At 73.7% G+C, this 15,493-nt stretch carries 10 protein-coding genes; all 10 read right to left on the bottom strand.

Annotated features, from left to right (window positions below; translation table 11 throughout):
* Nucleotides 1-15 precede the first annotated feature (15 nt).
* From OG588_RS27935 to OG588_RS27890, 10 genes are read right to left on the bottom strand one after another with little or no spacing between them, the layout of a single operon-like run.
* Nucleotides 16-1,734 carry a beta-ketoacyl synthase N-terminal-like domain-containing protein gene (locus tag OG588_RS27935; protein ID WP_405949695.1) on the bottom strand — a complete coding sequence of 573 codons (1,719 nt, stop codon included), beginning with the start codon at nucleotides 1,732-1,734 and terminating at the stop codon, nucleotides 16-18.
* A complete protein-coding gene (locus OG588_RS27930) occupies nucleotides 1,731-7,967 on the bottom strand; it encodes an SDR family NAD(P)-dependent oxidoreductase (protein WP_405949694.1) in 6,237 nt (2,078 codons plus the stop codon). Before OG588_RS27930 ends, OG588_RS27935 begins: the two co-directional genes overlap by 4 nt.
* A complete protein-coding gene (locus OG588_RS27925; RefSeq protein ID WP_405949693.1) occupies nucleotides 7,964-9,271 on the bottom strand; it encodes a beta-ketoacyl synthase N-terminal-like domain-containing protein in 1,308 nt (435 codons plus the stop codon). The genes OG588_RS27930 and OG588_RS27925 overlap by 4 nt, the downstream gene beginning before the upstream one ends.
* The gene (locus tag OG588_RS27920) at nucleotides 9,268-10,506 is read right to left on the bottom strand and encodes a beta-ketoacyl-[acyl-carrier-protein] synthase family protein (RefSeq protein ID WP_405949692.1); all 1,239 of its coding nucleotides are present in this window, start codon (nucleotides 10,504-10,506) and stop codon (nucleotides 9,268-9,270) included. The genes OG588_RS27925 and OG588_RS27920 overlap by 4 nt, the downstream gene beginning before the upstream one ends.
* Before the next feature lie 10 nt (nucleotides 10,507-10,516).
* On the bottom strand, nucleotides 10,517-11,260 hold the full coding sequence (gene fabG / locus OG588_RS27915; RefSeq protein ID WP_405949691.1) for a 3-oxoacyl-[acyl-carrier-protein] reductase: 744 nt from the start codon (nucleotides 11,258-11,260) through the stop codon (nucleotides 10,517-10,519).
* A complete protein-coding gene (locus tag OG588_RS27910) occupies nucleotides 11,257-11,517 on the bottom strand; it encodes an acyl carrier protein (protein WP_405949690.1) in 261 nt (86 codons plus the stop codon). Before OG588_RS27910 ends, fabG begins: the two co-directional genes overlap by 4 nt.
* A 55-nt stretch (nucleotides 11,518-11,572) precedes the next feature.
* Complete coding sequence (locus OG588_RS27905) at nucleotides 11,573-12,367, bottom strand: SDR family oxidoreductase (RefSeq protein WP_405949689.1); 795 nt, start codon at nucleotides 12,365-12,367, stop codon at nucleotides 11,573-11,575.
* A gap of 50 nt (nucleotides 12,368-12,417) precedes the next feature.
* Nucleotides 12,418-13,353, bottom strand: a complete 936-nt coding sequence (locus tag OG588_RS27900; protein WP_405949688.1) for a beta-ketoacyl synthase N-terminal-like domain-containing protein — start codon at nucleotides 13,351-13,353, stop codon at nucleotides 12,418-12,420.
* On the bottom strand, nucleotides 13,350-14,522 hold the full coding sequence (locus OG588_RS27895) for a beta-ketoacyl-[acyl-carrier-protein] synthase family protein (protein ID WP_405949687.1): 1,173 nt from the start codon (nucleotides 14,520-14,522) through the stop codon (nucleotides 13,350-13,352). The genes OG588_RS27900 and OG588_RS27895 overlap by 4 nt, the downstream gene beginning before the upstream one ends.
* Nucleotides 14,523-14,524: 2 nt before the next feature.
* The gene (locus tag OG588_RS27890) at nucleotides 14,525-15,316 is read right to left on the bottom strand and encodes an alpha/beta fold hydrolase (protein ID WP_405949686.1); all 792 of its coding nucleotides are present in this window, start codon (nucleotides 15,314-15,316) and stop codon (nucleotides 14,525-14,527) included.
* Nucleotides 15,317-15,493 lie beyond the last annotated feature (177 nt).

Here is a 15,493-nt window from a genome sequence, read left to right as displayed (position 1 = left end):
CCGCGCAGCCGGCCCTCACGGACGTTCAGCGGTCGGTGGCGCGTACCGGCGGCGCTCCCACGGATACGCGGGCAGCGTCAGGACGCGGCGCGGCAGACCGGCGAACGACGGCTCGGCGCCCGGGTCCAGGAACGCGGCCGCCGGGCACTCCCGGTCCTCGGCCAGCTCCTCCAAGGCGGCCCGGGCCTGCTCCCGGCCGGTCGCCGCCACCCGCACCCGGGTGGCCAGCGCCGCCCTTCCATGCGTGAGGGTGTAGGCGAAGGCGGGGTAGTCCTCGTCCTTGACAGTGGTCAGGTGTGCGGCCAGCAGCCCGGCGTAGAGGCGCAGCGCGGCGGGCGTACGGGCGGACACCTCGAATCCGGTGACCTCCACGGCCTGGCCGGCCGCCGCGGTGGCGGACGCCTCCGCCCCGCCCAAAATGACGTGCGCGTTGGTGCCGCTCATCCCGAACGAGCTCACGCCCGCATACGCCCCGGCCCCGGCCGGCCACGGCTCCAGCCGGTCCGGCACCCGGAAGCCGGTGCCCACGAGGTCGATCCGCGGGTTGAGGGTGGTGAAGTGCGGCACGGGCGGCGCGGCCCGGTGCCGCAGACTCAGCATCGCCTTGAGCAGACCCAGGACGCCGGCCGCCGACTCGGTGTGGCCGAGGTTCGCCTTGGCCGCGCCGAGCAGCACGGGGGTCCCGCCGCCGGGTCGGCCGATCGCCTCGGCCAGCGCCTCCACCTCGATGGGGTCGCCGAGCGCCGTCCCCGTACCGTGCGCCTCCACGTACCCGATGTCCGCCGGGTTCAGCCCGGCGTCGGCGAGCGCACGTTCGACGAGCGCGGTCTGCGCCGTAACGCTGGGCGCGGTGAACCCCGAGGCGGCCCCGTCGTGGTTGACGGCCGACCCGTGGATCACCGCATGCACCCGGTCCCCGTCCCGCACCGCGTCCGCCAGCCGCTTCAGTACGACGACTCCGCAGCCCTCGGCACGGGTGAACCCGTTGGCGCGCGCGTCGAACGGGCGGCACATCCCGTCCGGGGAGAGCGCACCGGTCCGGGCCGCGAACTCGGTGGCCCGCGGGGACAGCACCAGGTTGACCCCGCCGGCCAGCGCGACGTCGCACTCGCCCGCGGCCAGCGCCTGACGGGCCAGGTGCACCGTCACCAGGGACGACGAGCACGCCGTGTCAACGGCGGCCACCGGCCCGGTGAACCCGAGCGTGTGCGCGAGCCGACCCGCCGCGAAGCAGTGGCCGTTGCCGGTCGCCCAGTACACGTCGGACTCCCCGGGCATCCACTCGCGGTAGTCCTGCCCGGTGACGCCGACGTACAGCCCGCAGGCGCCGCGGGGTCGGGCCAGGCCCGCGTCCTCCAGCGCCTCCCAGGCCACCTCCAGCAGCAGCCGGTGCTGCGGATCCAGGGCGCGGGCCTCACGCGGTGCGACGCCGAAGAACGGGGCGTCGAACTCCAGCACCTCGTCCAGGAACCCGCCCCGGTGCGGCACCTCGTCCCAGGCGTCTCCGAAGGGCTGGCGCCGATGCTCGGGGATGGGCCGGACCGCGTCGCCGCCGGCGGCCAGCAGCCGCCAGTAGCCGTCCATGTCGGCGACGCCGCCCGGGGCGCGCAGACCGACCCCGACGACGGCGACGGTCCGTGCCCCGCGCAGCGTGGCGAGTTCCGCCCGCAGCCCGCGGATGGTCTCCAACGCCCGGCTGACCGGCGTCGCCCCGGATGTCGTCGGCCCGCTCATCGCTGTTCCCCGTCCGTGAGTCCGGCCCCCACCCGCTCCATGAGCGCCTGGGACAGCGGCCGGAGACTGGCGTACGTCCACAGCAGCGTCGGTGACAGCTTCAGGCCGAATTCGACCTCGAGGCGGTTGCGCAGTTCCAGGCTCATCAGCGAGTCCAGGCCGAGGGACTTCAGCGGTGTCTCGCGGTCGATGGAGTCCGCGCCGATGCGCAGCACCCGGCCCGCCAGCAGCCGTACCCGCTGCTCGACCAGGTCGGCGCGGCCCTCGGGGGCGCAGGCGGCGAGCCGTTGCCGGAACGCGCCGGGCGTGGCCGAACCGGTGGACCGGCCGGCCGCCGCGAGCCCGCTCCAACTGGGCAGGCTCGCCGTCGCCGGATACGTCTCGAACCAGCGTCGCGCGTCGAGTGACAGATAGCCCACGACCGTCTCGCCGTCACACAGGAACTCCTCCAGTGCTCGCCAGGCGTCGGCCGCCGGGAAGGGGGCCATCCCACGGTCCGCGAGACGCGCGCCGCGGTTCTCGCTGACGGCGGCCAGTCCCACGGCCTCAAAGCTGCCCCACTGGACGCTCAGGCCCGGGCGGCCCGCGTGCCGGCGGGCGACCGCGAGGGCGTCGAGGTAGGTGTTGGCCGCCGCGTAGGCCGCCTGGCCGACGTTGCCCACCAGGCCCGCGGCCGAGGAGAACATGACGAAGAGTTCCAGCGGGTCGTCGGCGGTCAACCGGTCCAGATGGCGGGCGCCGTCCACCTTGGGCGCCAGCACCCGGGCGACCTGGGCGGCGTCCAGTCCCTGCACCACGCCATCGTCGAGGATCCCCGCCGCGTGGAACACGCCACGCAACGGCGGCAGTTCGGCGCGTATCCGGTGCAGGACGGCCGCCAGCGCCGCCTCGTCGGCGACGTCCGCCCGCGCCACGCTCACCGTGACGCCGGCCGCACGCAGCGCCTCCACGCGGGCGGCGGCCTCCGGGCCCGGCTCCGAGCGGCCCAGCAGGGCGAGGGCCGTGGCCCCGCGCTCGGCCAGGTGCTCGGCGAGCGAGAGGCCGAGCGCACCCAGACCGCCGGTGATCAGATAGCTGCCGTCGGCCCGGAAACTCCCGTACGACAACGGGTCCGCGACCACCCGGCGCACCAGGTGCGGCTCGTGCAGGACGAACTTGCCGATGTGGTCGCCGTGCGACATGGCACGCAGCGCCTCGGCCGCCCGGTCGAAGGTGAACGGGATGACGGGCAGCGGGCGGATGCGGCCCGCAACGACCTCGTCCCACACCGCGCGCAGTATCCGGGCGAACCGCTCCGGACGGCGCATCACCAGTCCTTCGACGTCGACAGCCGCGAAGCTGATGCTCTTGCGGAAGGGGCGCAGGTCGAGACGGCGGCCGCCGTGGATGTCCTTCTTGCCCACCTCCAGGAACCGGCCGTCCTCGGACAGCACGTCGAGACCCCGGGTCAGGGCCGCGCCCGTCAGCGAGTTGAGGACGACGTCGACGCCCCGGCCACCGGTGAGGTCGAGCACGGCGTCGGCCCACGCCAGGTCGCGGGAGTCGAAGACGTGCCGCACGCCGAGACCGCGCAGATGGTCACGCTTGGCGGGACTGCCCGCCGTGGCGATCACCTCCGCGCCGAGGAGGCGGGCGACCTGGACGGCGGCGAGACCGAGGCCGCCGGCCGCCGAATGGATCAGCACGCGATCGCCCGCCTCGACCCGGGCCAGGTCGTGCAGCGCGTACCAGGCGGTGGCGACGACCAGCGGCAGCGCGGCGGCCTCGGCCTGGGACATACCGTCGGGGACGAGGCGGGCGTGCGCGGCGCTCACCGTCAGGTGGGAGACCATCGCGCCGAACTTGCAGGCCACCACGCGGTCACCGACCCGGAACCCGGTGGTGTCCAGGCCCACCGCGACGACCCGGCCGGCGCAGTCCCCGCCGAGCAGGTCCTTGCCGCCGGATTCGTCGGGGTAGGTGCCCATCGCCTTCATCACGTCGATGAAGTTCAGGGACGTGGCGTCCACCTCGATCTCGATCTCGCCGGGGCCGGGCGCGCGGCGCGCCAGCGGCAGGAAGCGCAGCGACTCCCACTGGCCGGGCCGGGGACCGGGATGCAGCCGGAACGGCTGACCGGTCGTGTACGGCACGGGTGTCTCGGCGTCCGTGCCCGGTCCGGCGGTGCGCTCCAGTCGGCCCGCGAGCCGTCGGTCCGCCCGCAGCAGGATCTGGTCCTCCCGCCGTTCCGCGCGCAGTTCGCGTACCGCGTACGTCGTCCAGCCGTCCTCGGCCGCCCGGTCGACGAGGGCGGCGGCGAGACCCGGATGCTCGCCACGCAGGACGCGGGTGAAGCCCCAGTACAGGGCGGCGCCGGGGTCGGGCCGCTCGCCGGCCGTCGCTTGGGCGTGTGTGGTCAGCACGGTCAGGCGCGGTACGGTCGGCCGGTCGAGGGCCGCGCCCGCCAGCGCGGACAGCACGGTCAGCCCGGCCCGCTGCGCGGGCTCCCCGGCCGTGGCGTCGGGCGCGGCGAACAGCACGTCGGTGACGTCCGCCGTCCGGCGCAGCACCCCGGCCCAGGCGGCCCGGTCGGCGGCGTCCGCCTCCGGCAGCGTGACCCCTTCGACGCCCAGGGCGGCCGCGAGTTCCCGCACCGTGCCTCCCGAGGCTTCGGGACCGCACACCAGCCACTGTGCCCGGCGGCTCGCTTCCTCGCCCGGCTCGACCTCGTGGAAGCCGAATCGGTGCACCCGCTCCAGGGCGGGGTCGGAGTCGCCCTCCAGGGCCAGGGGGCGCAGTTCGAGTCCGGTCAGCCGGACCAGGGGGCGGCGGTCGATGTCGTACAACCACAGGTCGAGGCGGCCGTCGGGGCGGCGGCGGGCGTGCGCCCACAGGTCGGTGACGTCCGCCGGCAGGCCGGGGAGCAGGTCGATGCGGTCGACGCCGACCGGCACGACCGTCCCCGTGTCGTCCGACAGCGGGAGCGACAGTTGCAACGCGCCGTCCCACAGCGCCGGGTGGAGGGCGAAGCGGCGGGCGATCACCTGGCAGCGCTCGTCGAGCCGGAGCCGCCCGAGAGCCTCGTCGGCGGTGGAGTACAGCTCGCGCACGCTGCGGAAGGCGGGGCCGTACTGCAGGCCTCGGGCCGCGCAGGCGTCGTAAAAGGCGTCGGGGTCCATGGCCGGCGCCTGGAGCAGGGCTTCGGGGAACTCCGGGGTGGGTGGGGCGTCGTGCCCGTACGACACACGAGCCGTGGTGTGCCGGGTCCAGGCGTCGGCGCCCGTCGGAAGCGAGAGCAGCTCGACTCCGGCGCCGTCGGCCGCGTCCTCGCGCCAGAGGACCCCCAGCCGCAGGGCGTCGCCGGCGAGCGTCATGTCGTGCCGCAGGGCGAGGCCGGACAGCGCGGACGGCAGGCTGCCGGTGCGCGCGGAGGCTGTGCCCAGGCAGAGTTCGATGGCGGCGGCGGCGGGGACGACGACCGCGTCGTGCACCCGGTGGTCGTCGAGCCACGGGTGGGCGACGGCGTCGAGGTCGAGCGTGCCGTGCCAGGTGCCCGCCTCTGCGGGCACCGGCGCAAGCGGCAGGGCGAAGGAGACGGCGCGGTCCGCGGGCCGGCGTACGGAGTCCACCCAGTGCCGCTCCCGCTGCCACGGGTACGTCGGCACCTGCGCGTCCCGGACAAGCGGCACCCGTCCGAAGGGGGTGAGCCCCGACACGTACGCCCGGGCGAACGACTCGGCGAGGTCCTCCGGGGCACCCCGGTCCCGGTGCAGGGTGCCCTGGAAGGCCGGCGGCTCGGAGGCCGAGGCGCCGAGCTGCTCCAGCGCCGGGAGCAGCACCGGGTGGCCACTGATCTCCACGAAGTGGGTGACACCCTGGTCGATCAGGGTGCGGACGGCGTCGGCGAACAACACCGGGCGGCCCAGGTTCTCCACCCAGTACGAGGCGTCCATCTCCGGCCCGTGCAGCAGTTGCGTGCGCACCGTCGACATCAGCGGCAGCTCGGCCCGGCCCGGGCGGACAGGTGCCAGCACTTCGTGCAGTTCGTCGGTCAGGCCCCGCATCAGCGGGCTGTGGGAGGCGTAGTCGACATCGACCAGACGACAGAACGTGCCGTCGGCCTCCAGGAGTTCCTTGAGCAGCAGCACCGATTCGGTCTCGCCCGACAGGACGCACGAGCGGGGGCCGTTGTGCACGGCCAGCGCCACGCTGTCCTCGAAGCCTTCCAGCGCGGCGCGCGCCGCGTCCACGTCCAGGTCCACGGCGAGCATGCGGCCGGTGCCGGCGCTGGTGCGGAGCAGGACCGCGCTGCGCCGGGCCACGACGAGGGCGGCGTCCTCCACGGACAGGATCCCGGCGACGGTCGCGGCGGCGATCTCGCCCTGGCTGTGGCCGACGACGACGTCCGGTTCGACACCCGCGGCCCGCCAGACCTCGGCCAGTCCCACGCAGACGGCCCAGAGCACCGGCTGCACGATGTCGACCCGTCCCAGCCACGTATCCCCGGCACCCCCGGCGATGATGTCGGTGAGGTCCCAGTCCACGTGCGGGGCCAGGGCGGCGGCACAGCGGTCGATCGAAGCCGCGAAGACCAGGTCGCGGGCGTACAGGCACCGGCCCATCGCCGCCCACTGCCAGCCCTGTCCGGGAAACACGAAGGCGGTACGGCCGTGCTCCCGGGCCCGGCCGGTGACCACGCCGGGCAGCTCACTGTCGGGATCCGCGGCGAACTTCTCCAGCAGCGCGGTCAGTTCGCCCGTGTCGGTGGCCACCGCACCGGCCCGGAACGGGAAGTGGTCGCGTTGCCAGCCCAACGCCCCGGCCAGCCGCCGGGGTTCGGCGCCGGGCCGCCGGAGCGCGTCGTGCACATCGCGGGCCCGCTGGGCGAGCGCGGCCGGGGTGTGGCCGCTCAGCGGCATCAGGAAGGGTGCCGTCGTCTCGACAGGCGGTTCCACGACGGCGGCCCGCTCGGGCGGTGGGCCGGTGACGACGGCGTGGGCGTTGGTGCCGCCCCAGCCGAAGGAGCTGACGCCCAGATAGACGGGGCCGTCCTCGGGCAGCGGCAGCGGCTTCTGTACGACGTGCAGGTTGAGGTCGTCGAAGGCGATTCTCGGGTTGAGTTCGGCGGAGTGCAGGCTGGGCGGCACCACACCGTGTCGCAGGGACAGGACCACCTTGAACAGGCCGGCGAACCCGGCGGCGGCTTCGAGGTGGCCTATGTTGCTCTTCACCGACCCGACCGGAAGGGGCCGGCCGGCCCGCTGCGGGGCCTGGCCGAGAACCTGGCCGATGGCCGCCGCCTCGATCGGGTCGCCGCGCCGGGTGCCGGTGCCGTGGGCCTCGACGTAGGCGACCCGGTCGAGGGGGACGCCGGACTTCTCGTAGACCTGGCGCAGCACATCCTCCTGCCCTTCCTGGCTGGGTGTCACCAGGCTGGGGCCGCCGCCGTCGTTGTTGATGGCGCTGCCCACGATGACGGCGTGCACCCGGTCGCCGTCGCGCCGGGCACGGTCGAGCCGCTTGAGGTAGACGGCGGCCGCGCCCTCGCCCCGGACGAACCCGTCGGCGTCGGCCCCGAAGCTGGCGCAGCGTGCGTTCGGGGACAGCCCGCCGAAGTGGGTCAGCCCGATCGTCACCTCCGGGGTGACCATGAGGTTGGCCGCGCCGACGATGGCGCCGTCCACCTCGCCGCCGCGGATCGCCTGGCAGGCCAGGTGCAGGGCGACCAGCGCGGAGGAGCAGCCGGTCTCCAGGTTGAGGCTGGGCCCCATCAGGCCCATGAAGTAGGAGACGCGGGCCGAGAGCATGTCCAGGGAGGTGCCGGCGATGGAGTGCTGCGAGATCGGCACTCCGCGGTTGTTGCGCAGGTTCTCGTAGTCGTGCCAGATCCCGGCGCTGTAGACGCCGACGCGGGAACCGCGCAGCGAGGCGGCCGGTACGCCCGCGTCCTCCACCGCCTGCCATGCGGCCTCCAGCAGCAGCCGCTGCTGGGGGTCCATCTGCTCGGCCTCGCGCGGGGAGATGCCGAAGAAGGAGGCATCGAACTGCTCGACGTCCGCCAGGAATCCACCGCGGTCCTGGATCCGCTTCGCCGGGTCCAGGACCTCCTGGGCGTTCCAGCGGGCGGCGGGGACGGGGCGGATCGCGTCGCCGCCTTCTATGAGCAACTGCCAGAAACTGTCGAGGTCCGGGGCCTCGGGGAAACGCCCCGCCATCCCCACGATGGCGATCTGCTCTGCCGGGTCCTGCTTCACTTCCTACCTCCGTAACCCGGCGGCCGGATGCCCGGGCCGGGACGTTCGTGAGTTGTCTGGGGGCGTTGGCCCTGGCGCGGGACCCGCAGGACCACCGCAGACGCGCCGGGCCGGTCGTCCGACGTCAGGACCAGGGCCGCGGTGGCGGCGGGCAGCCGCTGGGGCGCGTCGCTCACAGCGAGTCGGGGCAGCACGGGATCCCAGTCGGCGAGCCCCACCGTCACAGGCGTCTCACCGACTGCCAACGCCTTTGCTGTCAAAGCCACTTGGAGCAGGGTGGTGGTGCCGGCGCAGTCCCCCAACGCAGCGCACGCGGTGAAGACCGGGATGTCCGCGCCGAGCGTCTTGTACACGGCGTGGGCCTCTGCCCGGTCGACCGGGCCGGAACCGTCGGCCGAGGAGCAGACGAACCCGACGGCCCCTGGCGCGAGGCCGGCCGCTGCCAGGGCGGTGTCGACGGCACGGGCCGCGGCCTCCCCGTCCGTGTCGCCGATGACGCCCAGGGCGGTACTCACGGCGGCGACCTCGGCGTGGATCCGGGCGCCGCGCTCGCGGGCCCGGTCGGCGTCCTCGACAACAAGGACCACCACGGCCTCGCCGGGGAGGGGACCGGTGCGTTCGGGCGCGAAGGGGCGCGGCAGTCGCGCGGAACGGCCGCCGGTGCCTCCGTCCACGGCACCGGCAGCCACGCCGGCGCCGAGCCTGAGCGGATCCAGCACGTCCACCGCCGCCACCAGCACCACCTCGGCCTGACCGGTGCGGACGAGGTCGGCCGCCACCGTCAGGGCTTCGGCTCCGGAGCAGCGGCCGGCCGTGACCGTCACGACGGGGCCCTCGGCATCCGCCGCGATGGCGAGGTCGGAGACGGCGGCGTTCAGGCTTCCCTGAGGGCCGGCATACGGGCTGACCAGGTCCGCCCCGAGGGTGAGACCGTCGTGGAGGACCTGCAGATAGCCCGTCAGGCCCGCTCCCGACGTGCCCAGGACGACACCGAGGTCTTCCGGGGCGGGCGCGCCGCCCGCGTCGAGTCCCGCGTCCTGCCAGGCCAGCAGGCCCGCCCGGGACACCAGCAGTGACTCGCGGCTCAGCGCGCGCAGCCGCCGCCGGCCGAAGGCGGACACGTCGGACAGGTCGTCGGAAAGCACGGCGGCCGACGCGGGATTCGTCCCGGGGTACAGCCCCTCGGGCGCGGCCACGTCCGTGACCGCCGTGCGCCCCGCCAGCAGCCCCTCCCAGGTGGCGTCGAGTCCCGCGCCCAGCGGGGTTGCCAGTCCCACGCCGGTGATGGCGGTCGATGTGCTCATGCTGTGTTCCCTCCGGAGCCCGGCCGGGTGAACACGGTGCAGGCCGTGTTGCCCCCGAAACCGAAAGCGTTGTTGACGACCACGTCCAGCGGTGCCTCCCGGGCCGCGCCGTACACGAGGTCGACCGCGCAGTCGGGGTCCGGGTCGACGAGGTTGGCGGTGGGCGGGATCACGCCGTCGCGCAGCGCGAGCACACAGGCCACCGCCTCGATCGCGCTGGCCGCGCCCTGGGTGTGCCCGAGCGCCCCCTTCAGGGAGGAGACGGCGGGGCCGCGTTCTCCGAAGACGGCCCGCACGGCCGCCGCCTCGACGCTGTCGTTCGACGGGGTACCGGTTCCGTGCGCGCTGATGTGCCCGACCCGGTCGAGCGGCACTCCGGACATGGCCAGGGCCCGCTCCAGCGAGCGGCGGGCGCCGCGCCCTTCCGGATGCGGTGCCGTCATGTGGTGGGCGTCGCAGGCGGACGCCCACCCGGCGAGCTCGGCGTACACCCGCGCCCCACGCAGGCGGGCGTGTTCGTACGACTCCAGGACGAGAGCGGCGGCGCCCTCGGAGACGACCAGTCCGGAGCGGTTGCGGTCGAATGGGCGCAGCGCGTCGTCGGTGAGCGAGCGCAGGCTGGCGAACATCATCATGATGCCGGTGGACAACTCGTCCGCCCCGCCCGCGACCATTACGTCGGCCCGGCCCGCCCGGATCGCCTCCGCGGCGTTCGCGAGCGCACTGTTGCCCGACGCGCAGGCGGTCGCCACGACCGAGCTGGGCCCGAGGAATCCGTGCTCCCTGGCGACGGCGTCGGCGAGATCCACGACGGGGCGTGGCCCCACGAACGGGGCCGCGCCCGCACCGCCCACGCCTGTGTCCGTGCCACGGTGGAACCGCGTCACCGCCGGTTCCAGCCCCGCTCGGTTCCCCAGCAGCGTTCCGAAGCACACCCCCGCCCGGGCCGGGTCGCCCGCCCACAGGGCGAAGCCGGCATCGGTGGTCGCCGCCACCGCCGCCGCGACCGCGAGCCGGATGACACGGTCGCCCCCCTCGCGCGGGGCGACGAAACCGCGTACCTCGCCGGCCAGCCGACCCGCGAAATCGGCGGCGTCCGGCCGGTCCAGCGGGCGCGTGCCGACGACTCCGCGTACCGCGGCGTCCCAGAAGTCCTCCAGCGTCTCCCCGATGGGAGTGAGGACGCCGAGGCCGGTCACCACCACCCGGGCGGAGTGATCCACCACTGCGTTCACCTGTGCTCCCTCAGATGCCGATTCCGCCGTCGATCTGGATGACCTGGCCCGTGATGTAGGCGGCACGGTCCGAGGCGAGGAAGGCGACCGCGTCGGCCACCTCGTCCGCCGTGCCGATCCGCCGCAGCGGGATGCCGGCAACGATCCTTCGGTGGGCCTTCTTGTCCAGGCCGGCTGTCATGTCCGTCTCGATGAGTCCCGGCGCCACCACGTTGGCGCGGATGCCGAACCGGGCCACTTCCTTGGCCAGCGACTTGGAGAAGCCGACGATCCCGGCCTTCGAGGCCGCGTAGTTGGTCTGCGAGGCGTTGCCGCGCAGGCCGGCCACGGACGACACGTTGACGATCGCGCCCCGGCGGCGGCGCATCATCGCCATGATCGCCGCCCGGCACACGGTGAACGTCCCCGTGAGGTTGGTGTCGACGACGGCGTCCCAGTGTTCCCGGTCCATCACGGCCAGGGGCATGTCCCGGATGATTCCGGCGTTGGTCACCAACGCGTCGAGTGCGCCGAGACGTTCCTCGGTCTCCTCCAGCCAGGCGCACACCGTGGCCTGGTCCGTCACGTCCACCACAGCCCCGTGTACCCGCACTCCGTGCTTCTCGGCGAGCTCCTCGAGCTCGGCGGCTCCGGCGAACGGGGTGCGGTGGCAGTAACCGACGTCGTATCCGTCGGCCAGGAAGCGCTCGACCACCGCGCGGCCGATGCCGCGGGAGCCGCCGGTGACCAGGGCCGTGCGGGTGCCGGCTGTCATGAGGACGCCTCGAACTGCTCGGCGAGCAGCGCGTAGGTCTCCTGCAGCGAGCGCACCTGCTGCAGGTTCGACTCGGTCAGCTTCACACCGTACTTGCGCTCCAGGGTCACCAGGATCTCCAGCGCCAGCAGGGAGTCGACGTCGAGCGTCTCCTTGAAGTCCGCGGTGTCGGTGACCTCGGCGACGTCGACGTCGATGACCTCGGCGATGGTGGCGCGCAGGTCTTCCAGGTCGAGGGGGGTGGTGAGTTCGGGCATGGCGGTTCCTCCGTCGTGGGTACTGGGCAGGGTCGGGGACAGCGGGGCCGGTCGGTCAGACGAGGCCTTCGCCGCCGTCGACGTCGATGACGTTGCCGGTGACCCAGGAGGAGTCACTGGCGGACAGCATGACGACGGCTTCGGCGACGTCCTCGGTCGTGGTGATCCGGCCGTGCGGGTTCGCCCCGCGGGCCCGATCGGCCAGGACGTCGCTGTTGGGGATGCGGACCAGGGCCGGGGTCATGGTGAGTCCGGCGCGCAGGGCGTTCACGGCGATGCCCGAGGGCGCCAGTTCCACGGCCAGCTGCCGGACATGGGAGACGAGGGCGGACTTCGCGGCGGACACCGCTCCGTAGCTCGGCATGACCCGGGCGTCGCCGCGGCTGGTCAACGCGAACACCTTGGAACCGCGGGTCAGCAGGCCCGCGGTGTACAGATCGCGCACCCAGTAGACGAGGCTGTGGCCCATGACGTCGACCGTCATGTCCATCTGCCGGGGCGTGATGACGTCCGGTTGTCCCTCCTGCGCGATGAACGGGAGCAGACTGCCGAACGCGAGCGAGTGCAGCAGCACCCGCACTCCGTCGGGGCCGGTCAGTTGGGCCAGTCGCTCGACGACCTCGGTACGCGTCTGCGCCTTCGCGGCGTTCAGGTTGTGGAACGAGGTCCGGACGCCGAGGGCGTGCAGTTCCTCGACGAGCGCATCGGCCTCCTCCTGCTGGGCGGTGGTGCCGAAGTAGACGCCGAAGACGTTGGCGCCCTCGCGGGCCAGGCCGAGGGCGGTGGCCCGGCCCATGCCGCTGGAGGCGCCGAGTATCAGGCACCACGATCCCTTGACGGATGACAGCATGCTTTCCTCTTGCTCGGTGGACGGGTCGGTGGGAAGGGCTTCCACGGGTCTCAACGGACGTCGATGGCGGCGAAGGCGAGGTTGCCTTCCCGGCAGGCGACGACCACGGCCTCGGGGCCCGGTCGGTCCGGCCGCAGGGCGCGGGCGAGCAGCTCAAGCGGGGCCAGTGCGCCCGCCCGGGCCGGGCCGGCCGCATCCGTCACCACGGTCGTACCGGCGCACCAGGCACGCACCGCCTCCGCGGCCGTGCGCGCCGTGGGCGAATCGTCGGCCACCAGGTGCAGGGACAGCGGGCGCGCCGGGCACACCCCGTCCAGCGCGGCCCGTACCGCGCGCCCGGCCCGCTCGCGCCCGGCCGGGGTGGCGGCGGCCCGGGGCGGCAGGAAGCGCAGCGCGGTCCGTACGACGGGTCCGGGGGCGTCGGCGGTCCGGGGCCGCAGGAGCAGCAGCGCGGCCCCCGACTCGGGTACGGCGTCGCCGGCCCGCGGGTCGGGTGCCTCGGTGGCCCCCGCGAGGACCAGGTCGCCGCGCCCGGCGGACAGCGCGCGGGCGGCCAGGTACACCGCTTCCAGACCGGCCACGCGGGGTGAACTCACGGTCAGGTTGAAGCCCTTGAACCGGTGTTCGGTGGACAGCTTGGCGGCGATGAGATTCACCGAGAAGAAGGGCACGGTCATGGGGCTGAGCGTGTCGAAACCTCCGGCGCGTACGGCCCCTGCGATGTCCGCGTGCAGTGCGGTCACGGCGCTGTTGGTGCCGACCACGATGCCGCGCCGCTCTTCGGCGTGCTGCTCGGGTTCCGCTTCGGCCAGCGCCTCCCGGGCGGCTGCCAGCAGGTAGTGGCAGGCCTCCGGCAGGTATCGGTAGCCGCGCCCCAGCCGGGTGCGGTGGTCGAACCACTGCGCGTCAGGCGGAAGTGGCACGGGCGGTACGACGAGACCGGCGCCGGTGACCGTTGCCTCGGCCACGGTGTCACGGGCGGTCACCGCGTCTCACCCCCGAACACCAGCGAGACGTTGCTACCGCCGAACGCGTAGGCGTTGAGCAGGATCCGGGGCCGCTCCAGCCGTACGGGGCCGGTCCGCGGCAGCCACACCGGGCACGCGGGGTCCTGCCGTTGCGGGGCGATGTTCGCGGGGACGAGCGCGTGCCGGCACATCAGGGCGGCGGCCACGACGGCGAACGCGGCGGCCGCACCCGCGGTGTGTCCGATGAACGCCTTCAGGCTGAACAGCGGTACCCGCTCCAGGTGTTCGCCGAGCACCTCACGCAGCACTCGGGTCTCCAGCACGTCGTTGTACTCGGTCCCCGTGCCGTGCGGCACCACGCAGCCGATGTCCTCGGCACTGTCCGCCGCCTCCCGCAAGGCCTCGCGGGCGGCCCGCAAGGGCTGGTCGCCCGCCGGGTCGGGGGCGGTGAGGTGATGGGCGTCGCAGCTCCAGCCGGTGCCGCGCAGTCGGCCGTACGACGGCCTGCCCGCCGCGGCCCGCGCGGACTGCACGACGAGCATCGCCGCGCCCTCCCCGAACACGGTGCCCCGGCGGTCGGTGTCGAACGGACGGCACAGCTCGGGGTCGTTCGCCCCGAGCCGGCTGAAACTGGCCAACGGCGCCCAGGACAGCGCCTCCGCACCCCCGACCAGCACGGTGTCGGCCTCGCCGCGGCGCACGATGTCCATGGCGACCGACAGGGCGTATCCGCTGGCGGCACAGGCGTTGCTGACGTTGATGTTGGTGCCGAACGCACCGAGTTCGCCGCCGACCTCGGAGGCGAGCCGGAACACCGGCGCCCATCCGGCCGCCGGGGACGACAGGCCGTCGCGCTCGCCGCTCTCACCGGCTGCGGTGCCGATGACCACAGCCATGTCGGCGGTCTCGTCCTCGCTCAGCCCCGCGTCTGCCATGGCCTGCCGGGCCGCGTGCAGCGCGAGCCGGGTGACCTGGCCGTGCGGCTCACCGGCCCTCGGTGACAGCTCCGGCCCGTCCGGCACCTGGTAGGCGAGGATGTCGGGCACCCGGTCGGTGAGCCCGGCCACCGGGGTCGGGCGGGGGGCCGCCGAGGTCAGCCCGGCCCAGAACGCGTCCACCCCCGTGCCGAGGCAACTGACCGCACCGAGCCCGGTGACATGGACCTCGGGGATCGTGTCGACCGCCATGTTCAGCTCACCTCCGCGGAGGTGACGGACTCGCTCACGAACGCGTTGACCGCGTCGGCGAACTCGCGCGGCTGCTCAGCCATCGGGAAGTGCCCGCAGTCGTCGAGTAGACGCAGCCGCCCGCAGGGCAACGTCTCAGCCAGGGCTACGGCGTCCTCCGGCGGCGCGAACCGGTCGTCACGGCCGGCCACGGCGAGGACCGGCAGGTTGAGTGCGGCGGTGTCGAGGAAAGGGCTGCGCAGGTAGCTGTCGTAGAAGCGGAGCCAGCCGTAGGGGCCGACCCGGTCGCGTACCAGCAGGGCCATGTCGTGCCGCATCCCGGGGTCCAGCGGGCGCGCCGAGGCGAGGCTCAGCGCCTCGTCGAACACGTCCTGGAAGATGCTCAGATAGTGCCGCGCGGTGTCCCAGTGGAAGTCCGCCGGGTCGCGCCGGTGGAAGGGCGACACCACCACGAGTGCAGCGGGGCGGGCCTGCGGGGGCACGGCGGCCAGGTGTTCCAGCGCCAGGAGCGCGGAGTAGGAGTGGGCGATCAGGACGTCGACGCCCCCGGGCACGCCGTCCATCGCCGCGCCGATCCAGTCCGCCGGGTCGCCGCCCGGCAGGCTCCACGCCGGTGCGCCGACCTGCCCCCAGGGCAGCTCCGCGGTCCACAACTCGACGTCGGGCGCGACATGCTGCTGGTACGAATTCCAGGTGGTGCTGGTGGCTGCCAGTCCGTGCAGGGCCAGCGCACGCACGGGGCGCTCATGTGTCGTGGCCCGCGTTCTCCGGACGACGACGTGAATCCTGCTCATGACTACCCCGCTCCCAACTCACAATGGCCCCCGCGGCTCTCGGCATACGACCGCGGACCGCCCGGAGTTGGAGCATAGGGAATTCCGCTTAATCTTCCCTTAATGACTGGTTGAACTGCTCGACGAGAATCGGATTTAAAAACCGTTGCCCGATGTCCGCAAGAAGTTCATAAGCCA

This window comes from Streptomyces prunicolor, from assembly GCF_045162825.1.
Lineage (GTDB): Bacteria > Actinomycetota > Actinomycetes > Streptomycetales > Streptomycetaceae > Streptomyces > Streptomyces prunicolor.
Note: the sequence above shows the minus strand (reverse complement) of the source record. Positions and strands in the feature narration are given on the sequence as shown.

Bases quoted from the DNA above. Each gene is read 5' to 3' on its own strand.
- OG588_RS27925 (WP_405949693.1), bottom strand. From the start codon at position 9,271: ATGAGCACATCGACCGCCATCACCGGCGTGGGACTGGCAACCCCGCTG.
- OG588_RS27895 (WP_405949687.1), bottom strand. From the start codon at position 14,522: ATGGCGGTCGACACGATCCCCGAGGTCCATGTCACCGGGCTCGGTGCG.
- OG588_RS27905 (WP_405949689.1), bottom strand. From the start codon at position 12,367: ATGCTGTCATCCGTCAAGGGATCGTGGTGCCTGATACTCGGCGCCTCC.
- fabG (WP_405949691.1), bottom strand. From the start codon at position 11,260: ATGACAGCCGGCACCCGCACGGCCCTGGTCACCGGCGGCTCCCGCGGC.
- OG588_RS27890 (WP_405949686.1), bottom strand. From the start codon at position 15,316: ATGAGCAGGATTCACGTCGTCGTCCGGAGAACGCGGGCCACGACACAT.
- OG588_RS27910 (WP_405949690.1), bottom strand. From the start codon at position 11,517: ATGCCCGAACTCACCACCCCCCTCGACCTGGAAGACCTGCGCGCCACC.
- OG588_RS27935 (WP_405949695.1), bottom strand. From the start codon at position 1,734: ATGAGCGGGCCGACGACATCCGGGGCGACGCCGGTCAGCCGGGCGTTG.